This is a genomic window from Brevundimonas sp. EU05-FHT14B11 (assembly GCF_058790835.1).
The window spans coordinates 17,587-38,175 of record NZ_JBYTCY010000001.1 but is presented as its reverse complement, the minus strand read 5'-3'; the positions used below and the strand labels follow the sequence as shown (position 1 = coordinate 38,175).

The window sequence follows — 20,589 nt, the reverse complement described above, 5'->3', positions numbered from 1 at the left end:
CTCTAGGGCGCGGCGGCGCTTAGGCTGAAATCCGCGCCGCGCATCCGGTTGGCGCAGACCACGTCCGGCGCCGCGTCCGGATCACGGAAGAAGGCGACCGCCATCATGCCGCCGCAGCGGTTGAAGCTGGCGCCGTGGCTCAGGCCGGGCATCGACACGAAGGTCGCCCTGGGCATCTGCGCCAACAGCCGTCGGCCCCAGTCCGGCGGGGTGCTCGGATCGAACTCGCCGGCGAAGATCAGTGTCGGGATGTCGGACGTCACCGGGGTATTCTCGATCGCTTCGGCCGGCGCGACGTTCCAGGCCCGGCACATGGCGACCGAGGCGGCGCGGGAATCGGCCCGGCCTAGCCCCCGGTCGGCGGCGACCTGGGCCTCGATCCGCTCGGGCGCCTCGAACGGCGCCTCTTCCGAGCACCAGACCGACAGCCGCAGGCCCCAGGTGAAGCCGGAGGGGCCCTGGGCGCGGGCGACCCATCCGGCCAGTTCCTCCGGCCGCCCGTCGGCGGCTGATCCGACCGCGCGGGGGATCAGGGGGATCAGACGGGGATCCTGCAACGCCAGACCCACGCCCGTCACCGCATCGATCTCGCCGCGCGCGACAAGGGCGCGGAAATCCTCGCGGGCGTCAGGCCAGGCGGCGCTGCAGGCGGGATCGACCGCGCAGTTGTCGAAGACTGCGTTCAGGCTGCGCCAGGTATTGGCCGTCGCGGCCTCGTCGTAGCCGACTTCGGGCGGCAGGACGGAGTCCAGCACCATGGCGCGGACCGAGCTCGGATGCCGCCGCGCGACCGTCAGCGCCAGCCGTGTGCCGTAGGACAGGGCGTAGAGGTTGACCCTGTCGTAGCCCAGGGCGACCCGCAGGGCCTCGATGTCGTCCGCGGCCTCCGCCGAATTGTAGCCGTTCAGGTCGGCGCCGCCCGCGACCAGCGTCGCCCGGCAGGCCGTGGCCGCCGCCGTCAGCCGGGTGTCGGCCTCTACGCCGCGGAGACGTTCGGCGGTGATCACGCCCTTCAGCGCATTGATCTCCGGGCACTCCAGCGCGGGTTGGGCCAGCTTGGCCCCGCGAGGCTCCAGAACCACCTGGTCGCGCAGTTCCAGGAAGGGATTGCTCCGCCCCGACCGCTGGCCCGAGAGCGCGCTGTTGCCGGGCCCGCCGGTGAGGAAGATCACCGGATCGTTGGCGGGCGTCTCGGCGCGGCTGCGGAAGATCAGAACGGGCAGGCGGATCATCCGGCTGTCGGCACGCCCGCGGTTCTCGGGCACGACCAGCACGCCGCAGTCGATGCGCTCGTCGGGCGCCACCTCGACCGCGCAGGGGCCGGGCTCGAAGCGCGGCGCCGCCGTCTGGGCATGGGCGACGGCCGGGATGGCGGCGAGGGCCAGTCCGAGGGCGATCAGTTCCGTTTTCAAGGTGGTCGTCTCCGCTCCAGCCGGCGCTACCGTTTCCGCCCGGAGGCCCGACGGCAACTTAAGGATCGGTAAGGCGCGACCTGGTTCCGCGCGGTGTTGACTAACCCCGGCGCGCGTCCGACAAGGCCAGACCCTTTTTACCGGCTCCGTCGCGCCTCGCGACGGGGCCGTATCGCTTTTGGAGGTCCAGTCCCGTGTCCCAAGAACATCTGATGGGTGTCTACAACCGCGCGCCGCTGGAGGTGGAGCGTGGTCTGGGCGCGCGTCTGTGGTCCACGGACGGCACGGAATACCTGGACTGCGTCGCCGGCATCTCGACCAACGGCCTGGGCCACGCCCACCCCAAGCTGGTCGCCGCCGTGACCGAACAGGCCGGCAAGCTGTGGCACGTCTCCAACATCTTCCGCATCCCGGGCCAGGAGGCCTTGGCCGATGACCTGTGCGCCAAGTCTTTCGCCGACGTGGTCTTCTTCACCAACTCGGGCACCGAGGCGGTCGAGTGCGCGCTGAAGACGGCGCGCAAGCACCACGTCGCCAACGGAAATCCCGAGCGGATCGACATCTACGGCTTCGACGGCTCGTTCCACGGCCGCACCTACGGCGCGATCAACGCCGCCGCCAACCCGTCCTACACCGAAGGCTTCGGCCCGAAGATGGAGGGCTTCCACCAGCTGGTGTGGGGCGACAAGGACGCGCTGAAGGCGGCGTTCGAGAACCCGACCACGGCTGCGATCATCCTAGAGCCGGTGCAGGGCGAGGGCGGCTGCCGTTCGACCCCGGACGAGGACCTGCGCTGGATGCGCGAGATGGCCGACGCCAACGGCGTGCTGATCATCTTTGACGAGGTCCAGTGCGGCATGGGCCGGACCGGCAAGCTGTGGGCCCACGAATGGGCGGGCATGACCCCGGACATCATGGCCATCGCCAAGGCCCTGGGCGGCGGCTTCCCCATCGGCGCCTGCCTGGCCACGGCCAACGCGGCCAAGGGCATGACCGTGGGCGTGCACGGCTCGACCTTCGGCGGCAACCCGCTGGCCATGGCCGTCGGCCAGGCGGCTTTCGGCGAACTGTCCAAGCCCGAGACCCTGGCCCACGTCAACGAGATCGCCGGCTATCTGAAGCAGCAGCTGCACGGCCTGAAGGAGCGCTTCCCGGACGTCATCGTCGATGTGCGCGGCAAGGGTCTGCTGATCGGCGTCAAGCTGGTCCCCAACAACCGCGAATTCATGGGTTGGGCCCGCGACGAGCAGCGTCTGCTGGTCGCCGGCGGCGGCGACAACTGCGTGCGCATCCTGCCGCCGCTGGTGCTGACCCTCGAAGAGGCCCGCGAGGCCGTCGAACGCTTCGAGAAGACCTGCGAGTTCGCGCGGACCAAGCTGGCCTGAGGCCCTGACAGATCTGGAGGGGCCGATGGTCCGTCACTTCCTCGACATCTATCGGCTTGAAGCCGACGAACTGCGCGCCATCCTGGATGACGCCCACGCCCGCAAACAGGCGCGCAAGGGCTGGCCGCAGGGCCGCGTCGACGCCGACGCGCCGGCCAGGGACCGCGTCCTGGCCATGGTGTTCGAGAAGAACTCGACCCGCACCCGCTTCAGCTTCGACGCCGCCATCCGCCAGCTGGGCGGCTCCGGCATCATCGCCAACGCCGGCGACATGCAGCTGGGCCGCGGCGAACCGGTCGAGGACACGGCCAAGGTGCTGTCGCGCATGGTCGACGCGGTGATGATCCGCGCCAACAGCCATGAGGACGTGGAGCGGTTCGCCCGCGTCGCGACCGTGCCGGTGATCAACGGCCTGACCGACCGCTCGCACCCCTGCCAGATCCTGGCCGACCTGCTGACCATCGAGGAGCACCTCGGGCCGGTGGCGGGCAAGACGATCGCCTGGGTCGGCGACGGCAACAACGTCTGCCACAGCTTCATGCATGCGGCGCCGAAGTTCGGCTTCCGCCTGCAGGTCGCCTGTCCGGCCGAGTACCATCCGGACCTGCACGACCTCGCCCGCGGCGGCGACAACGTCCTGCTGACGTCTGATCCGCGCGAGGCCGTCGCCGGCGCCGATGTGGTGGTCACCGACACCTGGGTGTCGATGGGCGATCAGGACTACGAGGCCCGTCTGGAAGCCTTCGACGGCTACGGTGTCGACGACGCCCTGATGAGCCTGGCCCAACCGGACGCGGTCTTCCTGCACTGCCTTCCCGCCCACCGCGGGGAAGAGGTGACGGACTCGGTCATCGACGGTCCGAAGTCGCTGGTCTGGGACGAGGCCGAGAACCGCATCCACGCCCAGAAGGCCGTGCTGGCCTGGTGCTTCGCGCAATAGGGTCGAGGGCTGAGGGTCGAGGGGCGAGATAATCTTCCCTCGACCCTCGCCCCCCGAATCTCATGCCTACTGCAGGTTCACGTCCGCAACGCCACCCGCGTCGGGAAGGGTCTTGGTGATGTTGGCCTTGGCGACCTCGTAGGCGAATTTGAAGAAGCCACCCTCGTTGACCCAGACCCGGCCGTCGTCGGCGTCGAAGCGCAGGAGGGTCAGGTGCGGATCGTCCTTGCCCTGCGGATACCAGGCCGCCAGCACCGGGTTCCAGTAGCGGTTGATGATCTCGCGGTCCTGGCCGTGCACCGACAGTTCACCGTGGATGCAGGCCCAGACGTTCTGGTCCTTGGAGCCATAGTGGAACATCGCGCTCTGTCCGCCCGGGAGGCCCGCGTCCTTGGCCAGATCGGTGTCGTCGCGGGTGAAGAACCAGATCGTGCCGGTCTCCTCCTCGCGGAAGGCGGTCATCGGCTGGGCGTGATAGCCTGGCTGGTCCAGGCCCAGCAGACCGGTGTTGGACTTCTTCAGGCTGTCCCAGAAATGCTGTTCGGCCTGGTCGGCGGTGAGGGTCTTGTCGCTCATGCGGGTCTCTCCTGATCTCGGGGTTCGGATCAGGAAGGCGCATGGGTGGGGCGGGGTTCCCGGCTCAGTACGTCCGCTGCGGCACGCCCAGCAGGGCCCCGATGTGGATCAGCAGGACGAAGGTCGCTGCGCCGCCCATCACCATGATGAATCGCCACGGCGCCATCCGCACGCTCTGGGTCGGATCCCACGGACGCGCCCCTCGCCAGCCGGCGAAGACGGTGATCGCCAGGGTGACGGCGGTCAGGGCCAGGGTGGAGGTCATGTCCATCCGCGCCACGTGGACCGCCGGACGCGCCCGCGCAAGGGTTCGAGTCCTTGCCGGGAGGTTAATCTTCACCGTCCGTTAACCACGTTGACGCCATCTATCCGGTGGGTGTGCGGGCTTTCCACAGGAAGATGGCGGAACCCCTACATCTTGGGGTTAACCACACGTTTACACCCCTGATCTGGCGCACTAGCGTCCAGCCAAAGGTCGGGAGTCGAATCAGTGAGCGCAGCCGCGCCGTGGAGCGTGAAGGGGATAGACCCCAAGGCTCGCGAGATCGCCAAGGACCTCGCGCGCCGCTCCGGCATGACGCTCGGCGAGTGGCTGAATTCGATGATCATGGAGGATGGTGACGAGGACGAGGGCTACACGCCCCTGCCGCGCCGTCCCCACGCCGCCGAAATCTTCGACCGTCGCGGCCGCAGCCGCCGGCTGGACGACGCCTATGCGGGTGATGATGTCGGTCATCGCCTCAGCGCCTCGGTCGACGCCATCGCCGCCCGCCTCGAAGCCGCCGAGCGCCGCTCGACCGTCGCGATCCAGGGCGTCGACCAGGCCGTCGCCGGTCTGGTGCGCCGTCTCGAGGCCGCCGATCAGGACGGCCGCCAGTACGGCCGGCGCATCGACGATATCTCCGAGGAGCTGCGCGAGGGCCACCGTCGCCTGCGCAAGTTCGAACAGGAAGTCGGTCCCAAGACCGCCGAGACCTTCGGCAAGATCGAGACCGGCATAGGCGCGCTCGCGGGCCGCCTATACGACATCGAGGAACGCCAGCGCTCCGGCGTCAACGAGCTGCGCCAGCGCATGGACGCGGTCGAGAAGCTGGCCGGTCCCGGCGCCGGTTCGGACCTGCTGGCCCAGGTCGGCGCCCGGCTGGACCAGGCCCAGGCCCGCACGACCGAGGCTCTGCGCGGCCTCGAACGTTCCTTCGCCCATCTGGACCAGCGGCTGCGCGCCGCCGAGAGCCGGGTCGAGCCCGAGGGCGTCCGCGAGGCCGCCCGCTTCGAGAAGCTGGCCGAGACCCTGAGCCGTCAGGTCGAGTCCAACCGTACCGAGATGATGCGCCGCCTCGACACCGCCGAGGCCGACAACCGCATGGACCGCATCGAGCGGGCCGTGATGGCGCTGGGCGAACAGCTCAAGACCTCCGAGACCCGTTCCGCCGGCGCGGTCGAGGCCATGGGCCGCGAGGTCCTGCGAATCGCCGAGAACCTGAACGGCCGCGTGGCCAAGATCGAACACGGCGCTGACGCCCGCTTCGAGAAGCTGGGCGAGACCCTGAGCCGCAAGGTCGAGGGCGACATGGGCCGTCTGGCCCAGGGTCTGGAACAACGCCTCACCGCCGCCGACGACCGTCACGCCCTGGCGCTGGAGAAGCTGGGCGGCGAGATCACCCGCATCTCGGACCGCCTGAGCGAACGCATCGCCCAGTCCGAGCGCCGGTCGCAGCAGGCGCTGGAAGACATCAGCCGCCGCCTCGCCGACAGCTCCAGCAAGATCGAGCAGAGCTACGACCGCGCCTCCGGCGAACTGGCCGAGCGCATGCGACTGTCGGAAGAGCGCACCGCCGCCCTCATCGCCGAGGCCCGCGAAAACATCGAGCGCCGCGCCGAGGCGCCGAAGCCCGCTCCGGTCGTCGCCCCGGCCGCCGACGCCCAGCCCGACTGGCGCGCCGCCGCCTTCCCGGACGCGGCCTTCCCCGACGCCCCCTTCCAGGGCCAGACCTTCGACGATCCGGACCCGGTCTATGCCGAGCAGCAGGCCTGGTCGGCTGAACTGGCGCCGCCCGAGCCCGAACCGGCCCGCGAGGCCTTCGCCCCGGCGACGCCGGACCTGCACGACGACGCCGAGGTCCTGACCGCCGACTCCGTCTTCGACGCGGTCATGCGCGGTCCGCGCACGGCGCCGGAACCGGTCTCGGCGCCGTTCGGCAGCCGGGAGGCGGTCGCCGCCCCCTTCACCGGTTCGCTCACGGAAGAGCTGGACGCCGCGCCGCACACCCCGGTCTTCGCCCCGCCGCCGGCCGCGGCCTCGGCGCCCTTCGGCCATAGCTTCGGCGGCGCCGACGTGTCCGACGCCCTCGCCGCCACGGCGCCCGATGGCTTTGACGCCGGCCCGGACGACTTCGCCGGCGAGACCGATTTCGTCGATCCGCGCGCCCTGCGCGCCGCGGCGGCGCAAGGCCGCGCCGCCAACTCGACCCGTCAGGCCATCGACGCGGCCCGCGCCGCCATGGCCGAGTCCGACACGCCGGCCCCGACCCGTTCGGGCTTCGGCCTGAAGCGCGGCGGCAAGTCGCGCCTGCAGGAGCGACTGGACAAACAGGCCTCGAAAGAGGGCGGCACGGTCCGCAAGGCGCTGGGCGCCTCCGCCGTCGCCGTGGTCCTGACCGCCACCGGCGCCGTGGCCTTCAGCGAGCTGACCGACGCCGGCATCCGCATTCCGGGCCTGTCAATTTCCGACCCCGCCTCCGCAGGGGCCCCGCCGGTCGCGGCGCTCGCCACCGTGGTCGAGGCCTCGCCCGCCGACCTGACCCGCGCCGCCGATCTCTACCAGCAGGCGATCATCCAGCTGGACAGCGACAATCTCCAGGGCGTGGATCTGCTCAAACAGGCCGCCGGGCTCGGCTACGCCCCGGCCCAGCTGCAGCTGGCGGGCCTGTACCAGGACGGCGGCAAGGGCGTGACGGTCGATCCGGCCCAGGCCCGCAACTGGATGAAGCGCGCCGCCCAGGCCGGCGACCCGCGCGGCATGCACGCCTACGGCATGTACCTGTTCCAGGGCGTCGGCGGAGCGGTGAACACCACCGAGGCCATGACGTGGCTGACCAAGGCGGCCGAACAGGGCCTGGTCGACAGCCAGTACAACATCGCCAAGCTGTACGAGACCGGCGAGGGCGGTGTCCGCATGGACCCGCTCGCGGCCTTCAAATGGTATCTGATCGCCTCGCGCGCCGGGGACGGCGACGCCCAGACGGCGGTCGATCGTTTGCGGGCCACGCTGTCGGTCGCGGACCGCGGCAAGGCCCGGGCCGAGGCCGATCGCTTCACGGTCGAACCGGTCGCCTGACGCGATCAGCTAACCTTTCGGGCGCATCGGGTTGCACCTTCGGCCCGGGGCGTTCAGGACAGTTCCACCGTCGCCTTTCGGGCGTTTGACCTCAGTTCCAGCCGAAGGCGCGTCCTTTGGATATCTATCTGCCGATCGCCGAGGTTTCGGTGAACTGGCCGCTCCTGGTTCTGCTGGGGGCGACGGTCGGATTCGTGTCCGGGCTGTTTGGCATCGGCGGCGGCTTTCTCATGGCCCCGATCCTGATCTTCCTCGGCATCCCGCCGTCGGTCGCGGTCGCCAGCCAGGCCAGCCACGTCGTCGCCTCGTCGACCTCCGGCGTCATCAACTACACCTCGCGCAAGCTGGTCGATTACAAGATCGGCGCGATCATGGCCCTGGGCGGGGTCGTGGGCGCCCTGCTGGGCGTCGAGCTGTTCCGCTACCTGCGCCTGCTGGGCCAGGCCGATCTGGCGGTCGCCCTGTCGTATCTGCTGTTCCTGGGGGCCATCGGCGCCCTGATGCTCTACGAGAGCCTCGGCCAGATCCTGCGCCGGGTGCGGGGCGAGGTCGCGCCGCACAAGGAGCGCCGCCGTCCGCTGTGGCTTTACGGCCTGCCCCTGCGCATGCGCTTCCCTCGCTCGGGCCTCTACATCAGCGTCATTCCCCCCATCGGGCTGGGCGTCTTCGTCGGCATGATGTCGGCCATCATGGGCGTCGGCGGCGGCTTCATCCTGGTGCCGGCCATGCTTTACGTTCTGCGCATGCGGGCGCAGGTGGTGGTCGGCACCAGCCTGTTCCAGATCATCATCACCACGGCCATGACCACGGTCCTGCAGGCGGGCCGGAACCAGACGGTCGACATCGTCCTGTCGACCATCCTCCTGCTCGGCGGGGTCGTCGGGGCCCAGTACGGCGCCCGCCTGTCGGGCCGGTTCCGCGCCGAGGAGCTGCGCGCCCTGCTGGCCATCATCGTCCTTCTGGTCGGCATCTACATGGGGCTGGAGCTGTTCGTGCGGCCGAGCGACCTGTTCAGCTTCGCCCCCGGGATCGCCGAATGAGGATCGCGGAATGATCCAGGCCCTGCCGCCTCCCCCTCCGGCCATAGAGGCCCCCGCGCCCGAGCGATCGGTCGCGACGACGGATCAGGTTCGCGTCGCCGCCGCCATGACCGACGCCCGTGTCATGGTCGACTCCAGCTTCCGCGGCGCCTCCATCGTCCTGTACGGCGCGGTGTTCAATCCGACCGCCCGGCCCGCCGACGTGGTGGTCGTGGTGCGGGGCCCGGACGGCCCTGTCCGCCTGGTCAAGAAGACCCGGAACATGGGCGTCTGGCTGAACAGCCGCCCGGTCCTGTTCGAGGGCGCGCCCGGCTTCTACATGACCGCCTCGACCCGGCCGCTCGGCGACATCGCCGACTTCGGCCAGCTGCGCCGGCTGGGCGTCGGCGTCGACCACCTGCGCATCGCCGCCCCGGAGGAAAGCCGCACCGTCACCCGCTACGGCGTGCGCGATGTGGTCGTCAGCCGCCTGGGCGAAGACTATCTCGACTACCGCCGCGCGGTGATCCGCCTGCGCGAGGCGGCGGCGCTCTACAACAGCGACCCCAAGGGGGTCCAGTTCGTCGACAAGGGCCTGTTCCGCGCCGAGGTCGATCTCCCCGCCGTCGCCCCCACGGGCCAGTATTTCGCCGAGGTCTGGCTGTTCCAGGACGGCGAGCCGGTCTCGGTCTCGAACCTGACCCTGACGGTCGAGAAGGTCGGCATCGAGCGCGACATCTTCGAGTTCGCCCAGCGCCGCCCATGGAGCTACGGCGTCCTCTGCGTCCTGCTGGCCATGTTCACCGGCTGGGCGGCGAGCCGCATCTTCAGGCGGAACTAGCCTGCCGCGAACTCGCTCAGGGCGTCCAGCACGGCGCGGTTCTGGTCTTCCGTGCCGACCGTGATGCGCAGGCAGTCGGGCAGGCCGTAGCCGCCGACCGGGCGGACGATGATGCCCTTGCTGTTCAGGTAGTCATTGGCGGCGGCGGCGGTGCGCGCCGGGTCCGGGAAGCGGACCAGCACGAAATTGCCGACGGAGGGGAAGACGTCGAAGCCGAAGCCCTTGATCGCCTGCGTCAGGCGCGGGCGCCAGGTCTCGACCAGCTCGCGCGACGCCTTCTGGTGGGCCTCGTCGCCCAGAGCCGCGACGGCCGCCTCGATCCCCGGGATCGAGACGTTGAACGGCAGGCGGATGCGGTCGACCGCCTCGGCCACCTTCAGCGGCGCATAGCCGAAGCCGATGCGCAGGCCGCCCAGGCCGTGGATCTTGGAGAAGGTGCGGGTCACGACGATGTTGTCGGCGTCCTTGGCCAGCGGGAAGCTGGTCTCCCAGTCGGGGGCGCTGACGAACTCGGCATAGGCCTCGTCGATGACCAGCAGGACGTGCGGCGGCAGGGCGGCGTGGAGACGGCGGGTCTCCTCGGCGGTGTTGTAGCTGCCGGTCGGGTTCGACGGGCTGGAAATGTAGACGATCTTCGTCCGCTCATCGACCTGCTCGAGGATGGCCTCGACCTCGGCCTTGAAGCCCGGCTCGGGGGCCAGCTTGACCGAGGCCTGATTGGCCAGGGCGGAGATGCGGTAGGCGAGGAAGCCGTACTGGCCGGTGACGATGTTGTCGCCGGCGGTCAGATAGGTCTGGTTCAGCAGGGCGAAGACCTCGTCCGAGCCGTTGCCGAAGATCAGGCGTTCGCCTTCCAGCCCGTGATGGGCGGCCACCGCGTCGCGCAGCTTGCCGGCCCGGCCATCGGGGTAGATGTGAATGTTGGCGACCGCCGCGTGATAGGCCTCGCGCGCCTTCTCGCCCGCGCCCAGCGCGTTCTCGTTGGACGACAGCTTCATCGGCTCGGCCACGCCCTCGATCTTCGACTTGCCGCCGACATAGGGGGCGATGTCGAGGATGCCGGGCTTGGGCTGGATGGCGTCGGTCATGCGAGCTCTCAGAACAGGGGGGCGGCGCCGATGACGCCGGACAGGGTTCCGGGCGCGCCGTTCAGCCGCCCGTCCTCCGCCTGCACATAGCCCGCCAGCACGAACAGCTTCAAGCCGCCCGCCTCGATCAGCGGCGTCGCGGCCAGTCCGGCGTCGGACAGGGCGTCGAGGATCCGGCTGTTCGGCAGGCCGCTGTCCGTGGCCCAGAAGGTTCGGTCATGGCCGGTCGGGCCGGGTTGGGTCTGCTGCACCAGCAGGGAGCGGGGCAGGCCGGCGCCGTGGTCGGGCAGGGCGGCGACGATGCGCAGCGACGGCTCGGCCAGCAGACGTCCGAACCAGGCGTTCGAGGGCGTCAGGTCCATCAGCGCCCGCGCGCCCTCCCGCACCGCCTTGAGCGCCGCCTCGGGCTTGGCCGCCATCCGCGCCGACAGGCCGTAGCGGTCGGCCGCCAGCACCTGCGACGCCGGGCCCCAGACGACCAGGGGCGCGCCGGCGGCGGCGTCCAGCCGGCCCAGGACGGAGCGGGCGGCCGCGATCTCGGGCGCGCTCAGGCCCTTGAGCGCTTCCCGGATGGCGATGGCGTCGGCGTCGACGGTGGGGCGGGACCCGGCCGCGAGCCGCGCGCGGACCGCCTGGGTCAGCGCCCGGTCCAGCGCCAGCCGCGCCGCGTCCTCCGGCGGTTCGACCAGCATCAGAACAGCCGCGGCGCCGGAGCCAGGGCGAACGGCCCCAGCCAGGTGCGGCCGTCGCGGAACGACAGCGTCAGATCGACCGGGCGGTCGCCGTTGACGGCGGTCGCCGCCGCCGCGCCCACGGCGCCGGCGCGGTTGACCGCGCCCGACTGGGCCGAGGCCATGCCCGACATCATCGGGCCGGGCCGTTCTGCGGTCAGGGCGATCTGGCCGGTCAGCCGTCCGTTGGGGTCCGCCGACAGGGCGTCGCTGGACAGCCGCGCCCGGCTTTCGCCCGCCGTCAGCTCCCCGCGCAGGGCGGTGAACCGTCCGCCGGCCCGGGTCCAGTTGGAGAAGATCCCCGCCGCGTTCGGCCCCTTCAGGCGACTGGCCTGCTGCACCGTGCCTTCCAGCGCCAGGGTCAGCCGGCCCTCGCGGGTGGCTCCCTCGACCGGACCGCCGCGGCGGCCACGGGCGTCGACCAGGTTGAACAGCACGTCCATCTCGTCGGTGGTCGCCTTGCCGTCGGTCAGGTGCGGCCGGGTCTCCAGCTGGATGTGCTCAGCCGAGGCGATGGGGAAGGGATCGGCCCCCGGATGGGCGGTGAAGACCGCGCGCACCAGCTCGACCCGCAGGTCGGGGAAGCGGTCACGCAGATGGCTGACACTCATGCGCAGGGCGTCGCCGCGCACCGCGACCTTGCCCTTGTCGGCGCGGGTCAGGGTCAGGCCCTCCGGGGCGATGATGACCCAGCGGTCCGGATTCCACGCATTGGCCTCGGCCACGATCTCGGGCGCCGCGACGCCGTGGCCCGACGGGGCCAGGATGTCGGCATGGGGGATCTCCACCCGCGCCCGGAACGGCCAGCCGGTGGTCGTCACCTCGGCGTGCCTGATGGTCCAGCCGTCCTGCTGCAGGGCCGCGACCTGGGCCTCCAGCCGCGTCTCGATCTGTTGCACCAGATAGAACCACCAGCCGGTCCACACCGCCAGGATCACCCCGGCGATCAGGAGGGGGCCGATGACGCCGCGGCGGGGGTGGCGGTAGGGTTGGTCGCTGGCGGCTGTCATTCAGGATCCGAAAAACACAGTGCGAAGAGTGCGAACAGGACGGAACGTACGAAGCCGCTCCCGGCGCCCATACGATGAAAAAGCGGGTGCGAAGAGTGCAATTCGCAGGCCGCGCCGCGCGGGCCCCGTCGGGCATGTGGACGGGGCCGGCGGCGGTTTCAAGACGACGGCTTGAGGAAGCCGCCGACCAGTTCGACCGCTTCCGCCAGCCCCATGCGCAGCACCTCGGTTCCCGGCGGCAGGCTGGCGAACAGGCGGGTGGGACAGGCGGCGTCCAGCATGACGAAGACGCCCTTGTCATCGGCCCGGCGGATCAGCCGCCCGAAGGCCTGGGCCATGCGGGCGCGGGCCAGGGCGTCGTCATAGGCGCGCCCCTGCGCGGAGCTGCCGCCGAACCGTTCGCGCCGGGCCTTGTGCAGCAGGTCGGGGCGCGGCCACGGGACCCGGTCGAAGGCGAGGATGCGCAGGGACCGCCCGGGCACGTCCACCCCGTCCCGCACCGCGTCGGTGCCCAGCAGGCAGCTGTCCTGCTCGGCCCGGAACACATCGACCAGCGCGCCGACCTCCAGCGGATCGACGTGCTGGGCGTACAGGGGGATGCCCGCTTTCGCGAGGTCCGGTCCCAGCCGCTCATAGACCGCCTTCAGCCGCCGGATGGCGGTGAACAGGCCCACGCCGCCGCCGCCCGCCGCCAGGAACAGTTCGCGCATCGCCGCCGCCGTCTGGCGCGTGTCATCCTTGATCAGGTCGTTGACGACGATGACCCGGCTGTTCTCGGCGTAGTCGAACGGGCTTTCGACCTTCAGCGTCCGCGCCGGTTCGATCAGCCGCGCCGCGCCGCTGCGCATCCGGGCCAGGTCGAACGGGTCCTCCGACATCGGATCGGACAGGGTGGCGCTGGTGATCAGCACCCCGTGCGAAGGCATGACCACGGCGGCCTCCAGCGGCACGGTGGGGTCAATCCAGTGGCGGCGCAGGGCCACGTCGTGGATGCGGCCGAAGGCGGCCTCGGCCGACAGCCAGTCGACGAAGTCGGGGTCCGCCTCGCCGGTGTCGTTGTCCAGCGCCGCCAGCATGGAGCGCCAGCCGGGCAGGGTCATGCGCGCGCGCCGGTCGAGCCCGCGCAGCGCGCCTTCGATACGGGCCCGGGACGAGCCGTCCAGTTCGACCGACTCGTCGTCGAGGATGTCCTCCAGGTGCCGCGACAGGGCCAGCAGGGGCGCCTCGACCGCCGCCAGGGTCTTGGCCGCCTCGCGCGCCGCGTCCAGCACCGGATCGGTCACGGGGCGCAGGGAGCATTCCATGCCGAACTCGATGCCGCCCGGCCCGCCATTCTCGTTCGTCCGTGCGCGGAGTTGTTCAAGCGCGGCGACCAGGAACCGCTCGATCGGCCCGATCGGATTGACCTCGCCCGAGGCCGGGGCGATCCGTCCCGAGGCGCCCTCGCCCGGCAACTGGGCCGAGGCGTGGATGGCGTCCTGAAGCGCCTTCTGCGCCGCGTCATTGTCCGCGCACAGGTCGCCCAGCCGCTGCTCCAGCCCGCGTCCGCGCCGCCCGCGTCCCTCCGGTCCCCGGATCCAGCGGCGCAGCTCGGCCGCCTCCTGCCCGGACAGACAGGCCGAGAAGGCGCTGTCGGCGGCGTCGAACAGGTGGTGACCCTCGTCGAAGACGATGCGCTTCAGCGCCGCCGTCTCGCCGTCCTGCTTCAGCCCCCGCGCCGAGCGTGCGCCGTCGAAGGCGGCCTGGGTCATGACCAGGGCGTGGTTGGCGACGACCAGGTCGGCCCGGCGGCTGGCCCGGATGGTCTTCTCGACGAAACAGGTGCGGTAGTGGGGGCAGGCGGCGTGCACGCACTCGCCGCGCCGGTCGACCAGATTGGCCGCGCTGGCCTGCTGGCCGGCGGGGGTGGCGAACAGGCCGGGCAGCCAGCCGGGATAGTCGCCGCCGGTCATGTCGCCGTCGCGCGTATGCAGGGCCCAGCGTCCGGCCAGCGCCATGCCGATCAGGTCGCCGTTCCCCAGCTGGGCCGCCTGCACCATGTCCTGCAGGTTCAGCAGGCAGAGGTAGTTCTCGCGCCCCTTACGGACGACGGCCTTCCGCTTGCGTTCGGCCGGGTCGGGCCACAGGGCGGCGCTCTCGCGGTCGATCTGGCGCTGCAGGGCGCGGGTGTAGGTCGAGACCCAGGCCGCGCCCTGATTGCGCTCGGCCCACAGCGAGGCCGGGGCCAGATAGCCCAGGGTCTTTCCGGTGCCGGTGCCGGCCTCGGCCAGCAGCACGCGCGGCCGGCCCTCCTCGTTGCGCGGCGAGAAGGCGTAGGCGGCCTCGGCGGCGTAGTCGGACTGGGTCGGCCGGGTCTCGTCCAGGCCCGAGGCCTGCAGCAGCTTCTCCAGACGGATGCGGGCGCTCTCGGAATCGACCGGGGCCGAGCCGGCCTCGCCGCGCGGCGCCTCGTCCTCCCACTCGGCCAGCCGGGACCAGACATCGAGGCCGCTGCCGCGATACTGGCGCGCGCGCAGCGGCTGGTGCTGCAGGGCTCCCGCCACCCGCCAGGACCAGCTCCAGCCCGCCCGGGCCAGGGTCTCGTTCAGGGTGAAGGCGTCCTCGCGGTGCGGATAGGCCGGATCGGCCAGCTCCTTCAGCAGGCCCAGCGCCGCCTCGCGCAGGGCCATGGCCTGGGCCTCCGCCCCCTTGGGCTCGCTCTGTCCCATGGCCAGGGCCAGTCCGCTCGGCGACGGGGCGCAGAACCGCGCCGGCCGCACGAAGGCGAAGAGCTCCAGCACGTCCAGCAGGTCTTCCGACCGCGACGGCGGCGCGAGGCCCAGCCGCCGCCCTGTCAGGCTGGCGTGGGCGACCATCACGGGGCCGGTGGTGAAGACCCCCTCGGCCGCGCCGCGCCCGATCTTGCGCGCGCCCTCGTCGTCGCACATCGCCCCCGCCCCCGGCGGCACGGCCAGGGCGGCGGGCAGGGCCAGCCAGGGCTCGTCGCCGGTCAGGGCGCTGGAGGAGGTGAGGGAGTCGGTGGACACCGTCCCTAGATAGTCGACAAGCAGATGAAACGGAACGGGAACATGCTATATCCCCTCCGTGACGTCCGCCGCCGTTCCTGCAACGCTTCCGCCGCTTTTCGCCGACTGGTTCGCATCGCGCGGCTGGGCGCCGCGTCGGCATCAGCTGGAGATGATCGCGGCGGCGCAGGCCGGGTCGCACGCCCTGCTGGTCGCCCCGACCGGCGGCGGCAAGACGCTGGCGGGCTTCCTGCCGTCCCTGATCGACCTGGCCGAGCGTGGGCCGAGGCCGGCGACCGGGCCGGGCAGCGGGGTGCACACCCTGTACCTGTCGCCGCTGAAGGCCCTGACCACCGACGTCGAGCGCAACCTGATGACGCCCATCCGCGAGATCGGGCTGAACATCCACGTCGAGAGCCGCACCGGCGACACCAAACAGAGCAAGCGCCAGCGCCAGCGCGACTTCCCGCCCGACATCCTGCTGACCACGCCCGAGCAGCTTGCCCTGTTCTGCGCCTGGGACGGCGCGCGCAGCTATTTCGCCGACCTGAAATGCGTGGTGCTGGACGAGGTGCACGCGATCTGGAGCGGCAAGCGCGGGGACCTGCTGTCGCTGGGGCTGGGCCGGCTGCAGAAGTTCGCGCCGGAGATGCGGCGGGTGGCCCTCTCGGCGACGGTGGATGATCCGGAGATGATCGCGGGCTGGCTCAAGCCCTCCTCCGAAGCCCCCGTGACCATCGTCCGCGGCGATCCCGGCGCGCCGCCGGTGATCGACGTGCTGATCTCCGAGGGTCATGTGCCGTGGGCCGGACATACCGGGGTCCATGCGATGCCCGAGGTCTATGACGCCCTGCGACGGGCGGGGATGACCCTGATCTTCGTCAACACCCGCTGGCAGGCCGAGTTCGTGTTCCAGCAGTTGTGGGCCATCAACGAGGACAGCCTGCCCATCGCCCTGCACCACGGCTCGCTGGCGGCGGAACAGAGGCGCAAGGTCGAGGCGGCCATGGCGCGGGGCGACCTGAGGGCCGTGGTCTGCACCTCGACGCTGGACCTGGGGATCGACTGGGGCGACGTGGACCTGGTCATCCAGCTGGCCGCGCCCAAGGGGGCCAGCCGGCTGGTGCAGCGCATCGGCCGGGCCAACCACCGGCTGGACGAGCCCAGCCGCGCCCTGATGGTCCCCGCCAGCCGGTTCGAGATGCTGGAATGCCAGGCCGCGCGCGAGGCGGTGGCCGAGAACGCCTTCGACTGGGAGCCGGTGCATACCGGCACCCTCGACACCCTGGCCCAGCACATCATGGGCTGCGCCTGTTCAGAACCCTTTGTCATGGATGATCTGTATGCGGAGGTTTCCGCCTGCGGCCCCTATCGCGGCCTGACCTATGCGCAGTTCGAGGAGGTGGTCGATCTGGTCGCCACCGGCGGATACGCGCTGCGCACCTATGACCGGTTCGCCCGCATCGTCCGCACCCACGAGGGAAAGTGGACGGTGCGCAACGCCGCGCTGGCCCAGAACCACCGCATGAACGTCGGGGCCATCGTCTCGGCCGCCAACCTGAACATCCGCGTCGCCAGCCGGCGGGGCAGGCAGCTGATGGGCGGCCGCAAGATCGGCGAGGCGGAGGAGTGGTATTTCGAGCAGATGTCGCCCGGCGACACCTTCCTGTTCGCCGGTCAGGTCTGGGCCTTCCAGGGCATCGCCGGGACGGACGCCCTGGTCACCTCCGCCGTCGACAAGGACCCGAAGATCCCGTCCTACGGCGGCTCCAAATTCCCGCTGGGCACCTCCCTGGCCGAGCGGGTGCGCGACATGGTGCAGGACCGCGACCACTGGCGCGTCCTGCCGCCGGACGTGCAGGAATGGCTGGAGCTGCAGGCGGTCCATTCGCGCATTCCCAAGGCGGGCGAACTGCTGATCGAGACCTTCCCGCGCGGCAATCGCCATTTCCTGATCGCCTATCCATTCGAGGGACGGCTGGCGCACACGACCCTGGCCATGCTGCTGACCAAGCGGCTGGACCGGCTGGACGTGGGGCCGCTGGGCTTCGTGGTCACGGACTATTCGCTGGCCATCTGGTCGATCCGGCCGATGGACGCGCTCGATTTCGACGCCCTGTTCGAGCCCGACATGCTGGGCGACGATCTGGAGGCCTGGCTGGAGGAAAGCTTCATGATGAAGCGCAGCTTCCGCAACTGCGCCCTCATCTCGGGCCTGATCGAGCGGCGCCAGCCGGGGGCCGAGAAGACCGGCCGGCAGGTGACCTTCTCGACCGACCTGATCTACGACGTGCTGCGCCGCCACCAGCCCGACCATCTGCTGCTGCGCACCGCCCGGGCCGACGCCGCCTCGGGCCTGCTGGACGTGGCGCGGCTGGGCCAGCTCCTGACCCGCATCCACGGCCGCATCGCGCACCAGCGGCTGGATCGGCCCTCGCCCTTCTGCATCCCCGTGCTGGTCCAGATCGGGCGCGAGCGGGTCGGCGGCGGCGCGGCCGAGATCATCCTGTCCGAACGCGGGCTCGATTTCGCCGAGGAGACCCTGATCGCCGAGGTCATGGCCCCCGCGCCGGAGGGCGTGGCGTGAACGCCGCCCTGCGCGAAACCCTGTCGCCGTTCCGCCACCCCTGCGGCGGGCTGAAGGTGCGCATCGCCGGCGAGGCCTGCCTGCTGCGCTGCTCGGGCGCATTGTGGGTGGTCGAGCACCGCACCCTGATCGCCTCCGACCTCCACCTCGAGAAGGGCTCGGCGTTCGCGGTGCGCGGCCAGATGCTGCCGCCCTACGACAGCCCCGCCACCCTGGCCAAGCTGGAGTCCGAGATCGAAGCCCTGGATCCGGCCCGCGTCGTTCTGCTGGGCGACAGCTTCCACGACGCCAAGGCAGTCAATCGTCTGTCTACGGATGATCGCGACCGGCTGGTCCGGCTGGCCGTCGGGCGCGACTGGATCTGGCTGGAGGGCAACCACGATCTGGTGGCGCTGGCGGGCGCGCTGGACGCCCTGCCGGGCCGGGTGGTGACCACGACGGATCTCGGCGCTCTCCGCCTGATCCACGAGCCCCAGCCGGGCGAACAGCCGGGCGAGATCGCCGGTCACCTCCACCCCGCCGCCCGCGTCGCCGCCTATGGCCGGGGCGTGCGCCGCCCCTGCTTCGTCACTGATGGGCAAAGGCTCGTCATGCCCGCTTTCGGGGCCTTCACCGGCGGTCTGGATGTCAGGGACGTGGCGGTGGCGGGGCTGTTCAGGGAGCCGCCGATGGTCGCGGCGCTAGGGCGGGACAGGGTGCATGCGCTGGCGTGGGACAGCCTCCGCTAATAGGTTGAGGCCATGACCAGACTGTCCGTGATCGCCGCCCTTCTGCTCACTGCCTGCACGCCGACAGCGGTCCAGGTGCAAGGTGACGCCGCCATCCTACCCGGCAGCGCGGCGAAGCAGATGCTCGTGCAGTGCTCTCGTGATGCGCCTGAGCCAGGCGAGGGTACGTGGGTCCCCGATTGGTCGGACATCGCGGCGCTGGAGGCCGCCTTGCCCGAAGCGCTGGCCGGCCGCAGCGAGACCGGAGCGTTCGGCCACCGAAAGCCTCCGGAGGGGTGGAGCCGGCAGTACGTGGGCCTGGTCCGGGACGGCCGCCGTTTCGTCTACGGCAGCTTCTTCCCCACCGGATCCGGGGTCGAATCGTCGCCTGACGAGGTCGTGAGAATCTGCGACGGCGGCCCCGCCTTCTTTGGGGTCGAGTTCGATGTCGGCGCCCGGCGCTTCACTCACCTCGCCTTCAACGGCATGGCCTGACAGGTCCGCGCCGATGCGGAGTCGGCTGGGTCCGCTGTTGCGGATCACAGTAGCCGGCAGTGGGGCAGGCCGTCAGGCGGGGAGCCGGGCAGGACGATCTTCGGGCAGCAGGGCGTTGGAGGCCGTCTCGATCTGCTCTTCCAGCTGCGCCATGAACTCGGCCCGCTTCAGGCCGGCAGGGATGACGGGCAGGAACTCGTAGATCACCACGCCCGGATAGCGGCGGAAGCCGTGGGCGGGCCAGTGGACGCCGGAGTTGGTGGCGATGGGCGTGCAGGGCGCGTCCAGGTCGCGGTACAGGGCCGCGATGCCGGGCTTGTAGTCGGGAGCGGCGCCGACCTCGGCGCGGGTGCCCTCCGGGAAGATCAGGATCTGGCGGCCCTCGGCGAAGCGGGCGCGGGCCTGTTTCACCATGTCCTTCAGCGCCTTGGCGTGGGCCGAACGGTCGACGGCGATCATCTTCGTCTTCCATGCGAACCAGCCGAAGAAGGGCAGGGGCATCAGCTCCTTCTTCATGATGAAGCAGTTGTCCGGCAGGACCGCGAACGGGGCGATGACGTCGAGCATGCTCTGGTGCTTGCCGGCCAGCAGGGCGGCGCCGGCCGGGCGGTGCTCCAGTCCGTGGAACTCCACCTTCACCCCGGCGATCCAGCGCAGGCCGAACAGGACGAATTTCGACCACCCCCGGATCACCCACATGGCCGGGCGGTAGGGCAGCAGAAGCATCGGCGACAGGCCGACGGCGAACAGGGCCATCGACAGATACAGCCAGACGACGAAGACGAGCGAACGCAGGGTGGTCACGATCAGGCGGCCTTTTCTTGCGGCGCGGCCTCGGTCGATGCGTCGGCGGCCGGGCGGCCTTCGCCGGTGATCTTGCCCACGGCGACGCGGCCCAGGGCGGCGAGGTATTTCATATATTCCAGCGTCATGCGCCGGGCGGTCACCGCCGCCCGCCACCAGCGCGAATTGTCCAGCGACGGCGTCTCGACCGCATAGGCGGTCAACTGGACCCCCGGGGCGGCGGCTCGGATCTCGGTCAGGGCGCGGGCCATGTGGTAGTCCGAGGTCACCACGATCAGGCTGTCATAGCCCTTGGCGTCGGCCCAGGCGGCGATCTCCTGGGCGTTGCCGACGGTGTCCTCCGCCTCGAAGCCCAGATCGACGCAGCAGTTGAACAGGCGGTTCGAACCCGGGGTCAGGGCGCGCAGTTCCTGGCGGCGGACCTCGCGGTTGACGCCCGAGATCAGGACCCGGCGGCCCTTGTCCTGCTCCAGCAGGCGAATGGCGGCGTTGACCCGTTCGGCCGACGGGCCGGTCAGGGCCACGATGGCGTCGGCGCGCTCGGGCTCGGGCGCGGGCGTATAGCCGCGCACGCGTTCGGCGAACACGAACAGGCCGATCAGCCAGATCAACGCCAGAATGGCGATGAAAGTCAGAAACTTCATGCCCTTAG

The 20,589-nt window shown here is 70.8% G+C and carries 17 protein-coding genes; 8 read left to right on the top strand and 9 right to left on the bottom strand.

Going from position 1 to position 20,589, the window contains the following annotated elements; translation table 11 throughout:
- Positions 1 to 2: 2 nt before the first annotated feature.
- Positions 3 to 1,412, bottom strand: a complete 1,410-nt coding sequence (locus AC3WRV_RS00190) for an alpha/beta hydrolase (RefSeq protein WP_492311712.1) — start codon at positions 1,410 to 1,412, stop codon at positions 3 to 5.
- Positions 1,413 to 1,624: 212 nt separating this feature from the next.
- Between AC3WRV_RS00190 and AC3WRV_RS00185 the strand changes: the two genes are divergently transcribed.
- Together AC3WRV_RS00185 and argF are read left to right on the top strand one after the other, a co-directional pair.
- Entirely contained in the window at positions 1,625 to 2,797 is a 1,173-nt protein-coding gene (locus tag AC3WRV_RS00185; protein WP_492312703.1) for an aspartate aminotransferase family protein, read from the top strand.
- Between the two features lie 25 nt (positions 2,798 to 2,822).
- Positions 2,823 to 3,737 carry an ornithine carbamoyltransferase gene (gene argF / locus AC3WRV_RS00180; RefSeq protein ID WP_492311711.1) on the top strand — a complete coding sequence of 305 codons (915 nt, stop codon included), beginning with the start codon at positions 2,823 to 2,825 and terminating at the stop codon, positions 3,735 to 3,737.
- 66 nt (positions 3,738 to 3,803) lie between these two features.
- On the opposite strand, the gene AC3WRV_RS00175 is transcribed toward argF, so the two are convergent.
- Both AC3WRV_RS00175 and AC3WRV_RS00170 read right to left on the bottom strand, forming a co-directional pair.
- Positions 3,804 to 4,313: a pyridoxamine 5'-phosphate oxidase family protein gene (locus AC3WRV_RS00175; RefSeq protein WP_291836177.1), complete on the bottom strand. Its 510-nt coding sequence runs from the start codon at positions 4,311 to 4,313 to the stop codon at positions 3,804 to 3,806.
- A gap of 64 nt (positions 4,314 to 4,377) precedes the next feature.
- On the bottom strand, positions 4,378 to 4,578 hold the full coding sequence (locus AC3WRV_RS00170; RefSeq protein WP_291836180.1) for a hypothetical protein: 201 nt from the start codon (positions 4,576 to 4,578) through the stop codon (positions 4,378 to 4,380).
- Positions 4,579 to 4,803: 225 nt separating this feature from the next.
- Between AC3WRV_RS00170 and AC3WRV_RS00165 the strand changes: the two genes are divergently transcribed.
- The 3 genes from AC3WRV_RS00165 to AC3WRV_RS00155 all read left to right on the top strand — a co-directional run bounded on the left by AC3WRV_RS00165 (position 4,804) and on the right by AC3WRV_RS00155 (position 9,510).
- The gene (locus AC3WRV_RS00165) at positions 4,804 to 7,650 is read left to right on the top strand and encodes a tetratricopeptide repeat protein (RefSeq protein WP_492311710.1); all 2,847 of its coding nucleotides are present in this window, start codon (positions 4,804 to 4,806) and stop codon (positions 7,648 to 7,650) included.
- A 116-nt stretch (positions 7,651 to 7,766) separates the two neighbouring features.
- Positions 7,767 to 8,690 carry a sulfite exporter TauE/SafE family protein gene (locus tag AC3WRV_RS00160; RefSeq protein ID WP_492311709.1) on the top strand — a complete coding sequence of 308 codons (924 nt, stop codon included), beginning with the start codon at positions 7,767 to 7,769 and terminating at the stop codon, positions 8,688 to 8,690.
- Between the two features lie 10 nt (positions 8,691 to 8,700).
- Entirely contained in the window at positions 8,701 to 9,510 is an 810-nt protein-coding gene (locus tag AC3WRV_RS00155; protein ID WP_291836186.1) for a TIGR02186 family protein, read from the top strand.
- Here AC3WRV_RS00155 and hisC read toward each other — a convergent pair.
- From hisC to AC3WRV_RS00135, 4 genes are all read right to left on the bottom strand, one after another.
- Positions 9,507 to 10,598 carry a histidinol-phosphate transaminase gene (hisC, locus tag AC3WRV_RS00150; protein ID WP_492311708.1) on the bottom strand — a complete coding sequence of 364 codons (1,092 nt, stop codon included), beginning with the start codon at positions 10,596 to 10,598 and terminating at the stop codon, positions 9,507 to 9,509. The two genes, AC3WRV_RS00155 and hisC, sit on opposite strands and share 4 nt — an antisense overlap.
- Positions 10,599 to 10,606: 8 nt before the next feature.
- The gene (locus AC3WRV_RS00145) at positions 10,607 to 11,290 is read right to left on the bottom strand and encodes a hypothetical protein (RefSeq protein ID WP_492311707.1); all 684 of its coding nucleotides are present in this window, start codon (positions 11,288 to 11,290) and stop codon (positions 10,607 to 10,609) included.
- Positions 11,290 to 12,339 (bottom strand): DUF2125 domain-containing protein, encoded by a 1,050-nt coding sequence (locus AC3WRV_RS00140; protein WP_492311706.1) that lies wholly within the window; start codon positions 12,337 to 12,339, stop codon positions 11,290 to 11,292. Before AC3WRV_RS00140 ends, AC3WRV_RS00145 begins: the two co-directional genes overlap by 1 nt.
- A gap of 158 nt (positions 12,340 to 12,497) precedes the next feature.
- Positions 12,498 to 15,266 (bottom strand): ATP-dependent DNA helicase, encoded by a 2,769-nt coding sequence (locus AC3WRV_RS00135; protein WP_492312702.1) that lies wholly within the window; start codon positions 15,264 to 15,266, stop codon positions 12,498 to 12,500.
- A 157-nt stretch (positions 15,267 to 15,423) separates the two neighbouring features.
- Between AC3WRV_RS00135 and AC3WRV_RS00130 the strand changes: the two genes are divergently transcribed.
- The 3 genes from AC3WRV_RS00130 to AC3WRV_RS00120 are packed head-to-tail and all read left to right on the top strand — an operon-like array spanning position 15,424 to position 19,133.
- A complete protein-coding gene (locus AC3WRV_RS00130; RefSeq protein WP_492311705.1) occupies positions 15,424 to 17,931 on the top strand; it encodes a ligase-associated DNA damage response DEXH box helicase in 2,508 nt (835 codons plus the stop codon).
- A complete protein-coding gene (gene pdeM, locus AC3WRV_RS00125) occupies positions 17,928 to 18,659 on the top strand; it encodes a ligase-associated DNA damage response endonuclease PdeM (protein WP_492311704.1) in 732 nt (243 codons plus the stop codon). The genes AC3WRV_RS00130 and pdeM overlap by 4 nt, the downstream gene beginning before the upstream one ends.
- A 12-nt stretch (positions 18,660 to 18,671) precedes the next feature.
- Positions 18,672 to 19,133 (top strand): hypothetical protein, encoded by a 462-nt coding sequence (locus AC3WRV_RS00120; protein WP_492311703.1) that lies wholly within the window; start codon positions 18,672 to 18,674, stop codon positions 19,131 to 19,133.
- Between the two features lie 72 nt (positions 19,134 to 19,205).
- On the opposite strand, the gene AC3WRV_RS00115 is transcribed toward AC3WRV_RS00120, so the two are convergent.
- Both AC3WRV_RS00115 and AC3WRV_RS00110 read right to left on the bottom strand, forming a co-directional pair.
- Positions 19,206 to 19,937 (bottom strand): lysophospholipid acyltransferase family protein, encoded by a 732-nt coding sequence (locus AC3WRV_RS00115; RefSeq protein WP_291835169.1) that lies wholly within the window; start codon positions 19,935 to 19,937, stop codon positions 19,206 to 19,208.
- Positions 19,938 to 19,939: 2 nt separating this feature from the next.
- The gene (locus tag AC3WRV_RS00110) at positions 19,940 to 20,581 is read right to left on the bottom strand and encodes a YdcF family protein (protein WP_492311702.1); all 642 of its coding nucleotides are present in this window, start codon (positions 20,579 to 20,581) and stop codon (positions 19,940 to 19,942) included.
- Between the last annotated feature and the right edge of the window lie 8 nt (positions 20,582 to 20,589).

Coding starts and splice junctions, on each gene's coding strand:
- AC3WRV_RS00185 (WP_492312703.1), top strand. CDS start 1,625: ATGGGTGTCTACAACCGCGCGCCGCTGGAGGTGGAGCGTGGTCTGGGC.
- argF (WP_492311711.1), top strand. CDS start 2,823: ATGGTCCGTCACTTCCTCGACATCTATCGGCTTGAAGCCGACGAACTG.
- AC3WRV_RS00175 (WP_291836177.1), bottom strand. CDS start 4,313: ATGAGCGACAAGACCCTCACCGCCGACCAGGCCGAACAGCATTTCTGG.
- AC3WRV_RS00170 (WP_291836180.1), bottom strand. CDS start 4,578: ATGACCTCCACCCTGGCCCTGACCGCCGTCACCCTGGCGATCACCGTC.
- AC3WRV_RS00155 (WP_291836186.1), top strand. CDS start 8,701: ATGATCCAGGCCCTGCCGCCTCCCCCTCCGGCCATAGAGGCCCCCGCG.
- hisC (WP_492311708.1), bottom strand. CDS start 10,598: ATGACCGACGCCATCCAGCCCAAGCCCGGCATCCTCGACATCGCCCCC.
- AC3WRV_RS00145 (WP_492311707.1), bottom strand. CDS start 11,290: ATGCTGGTCGAACCGCCGGAGGACGCGGCGCGGCTGGCGCTGGACCGG.
- AC3WRV_RS00140 (WP_492311706.1), bottom strand. CDS start 12,339: ATGACAGCCGCCAGCGACCAACCCTACCGCCACCCCCGCCGCGGCGTC.
- AC3WRV_RS00135 (WP_492312702.1), bottom strand. CDS start 15,266: ATGTGCGACGACGAGGGCGCGCGCAAGATCGGGCGCGGCGCGGCCGAG.
- AC3WRV_RS00120 (WP_492311703.1), top strand. CDS start 18,672: ATGACCAGACTGTCCGTGATCGCCGCCCTTCTGCTCACTGCCTGCACG.
- AC3WRV_RS00110 (WP_492311702.1), bottom strand. CDS start 20,581: ATGAAGTTTCTGACTTTCATCGCCATTCTGGCGTTGATCTGGCTGATC.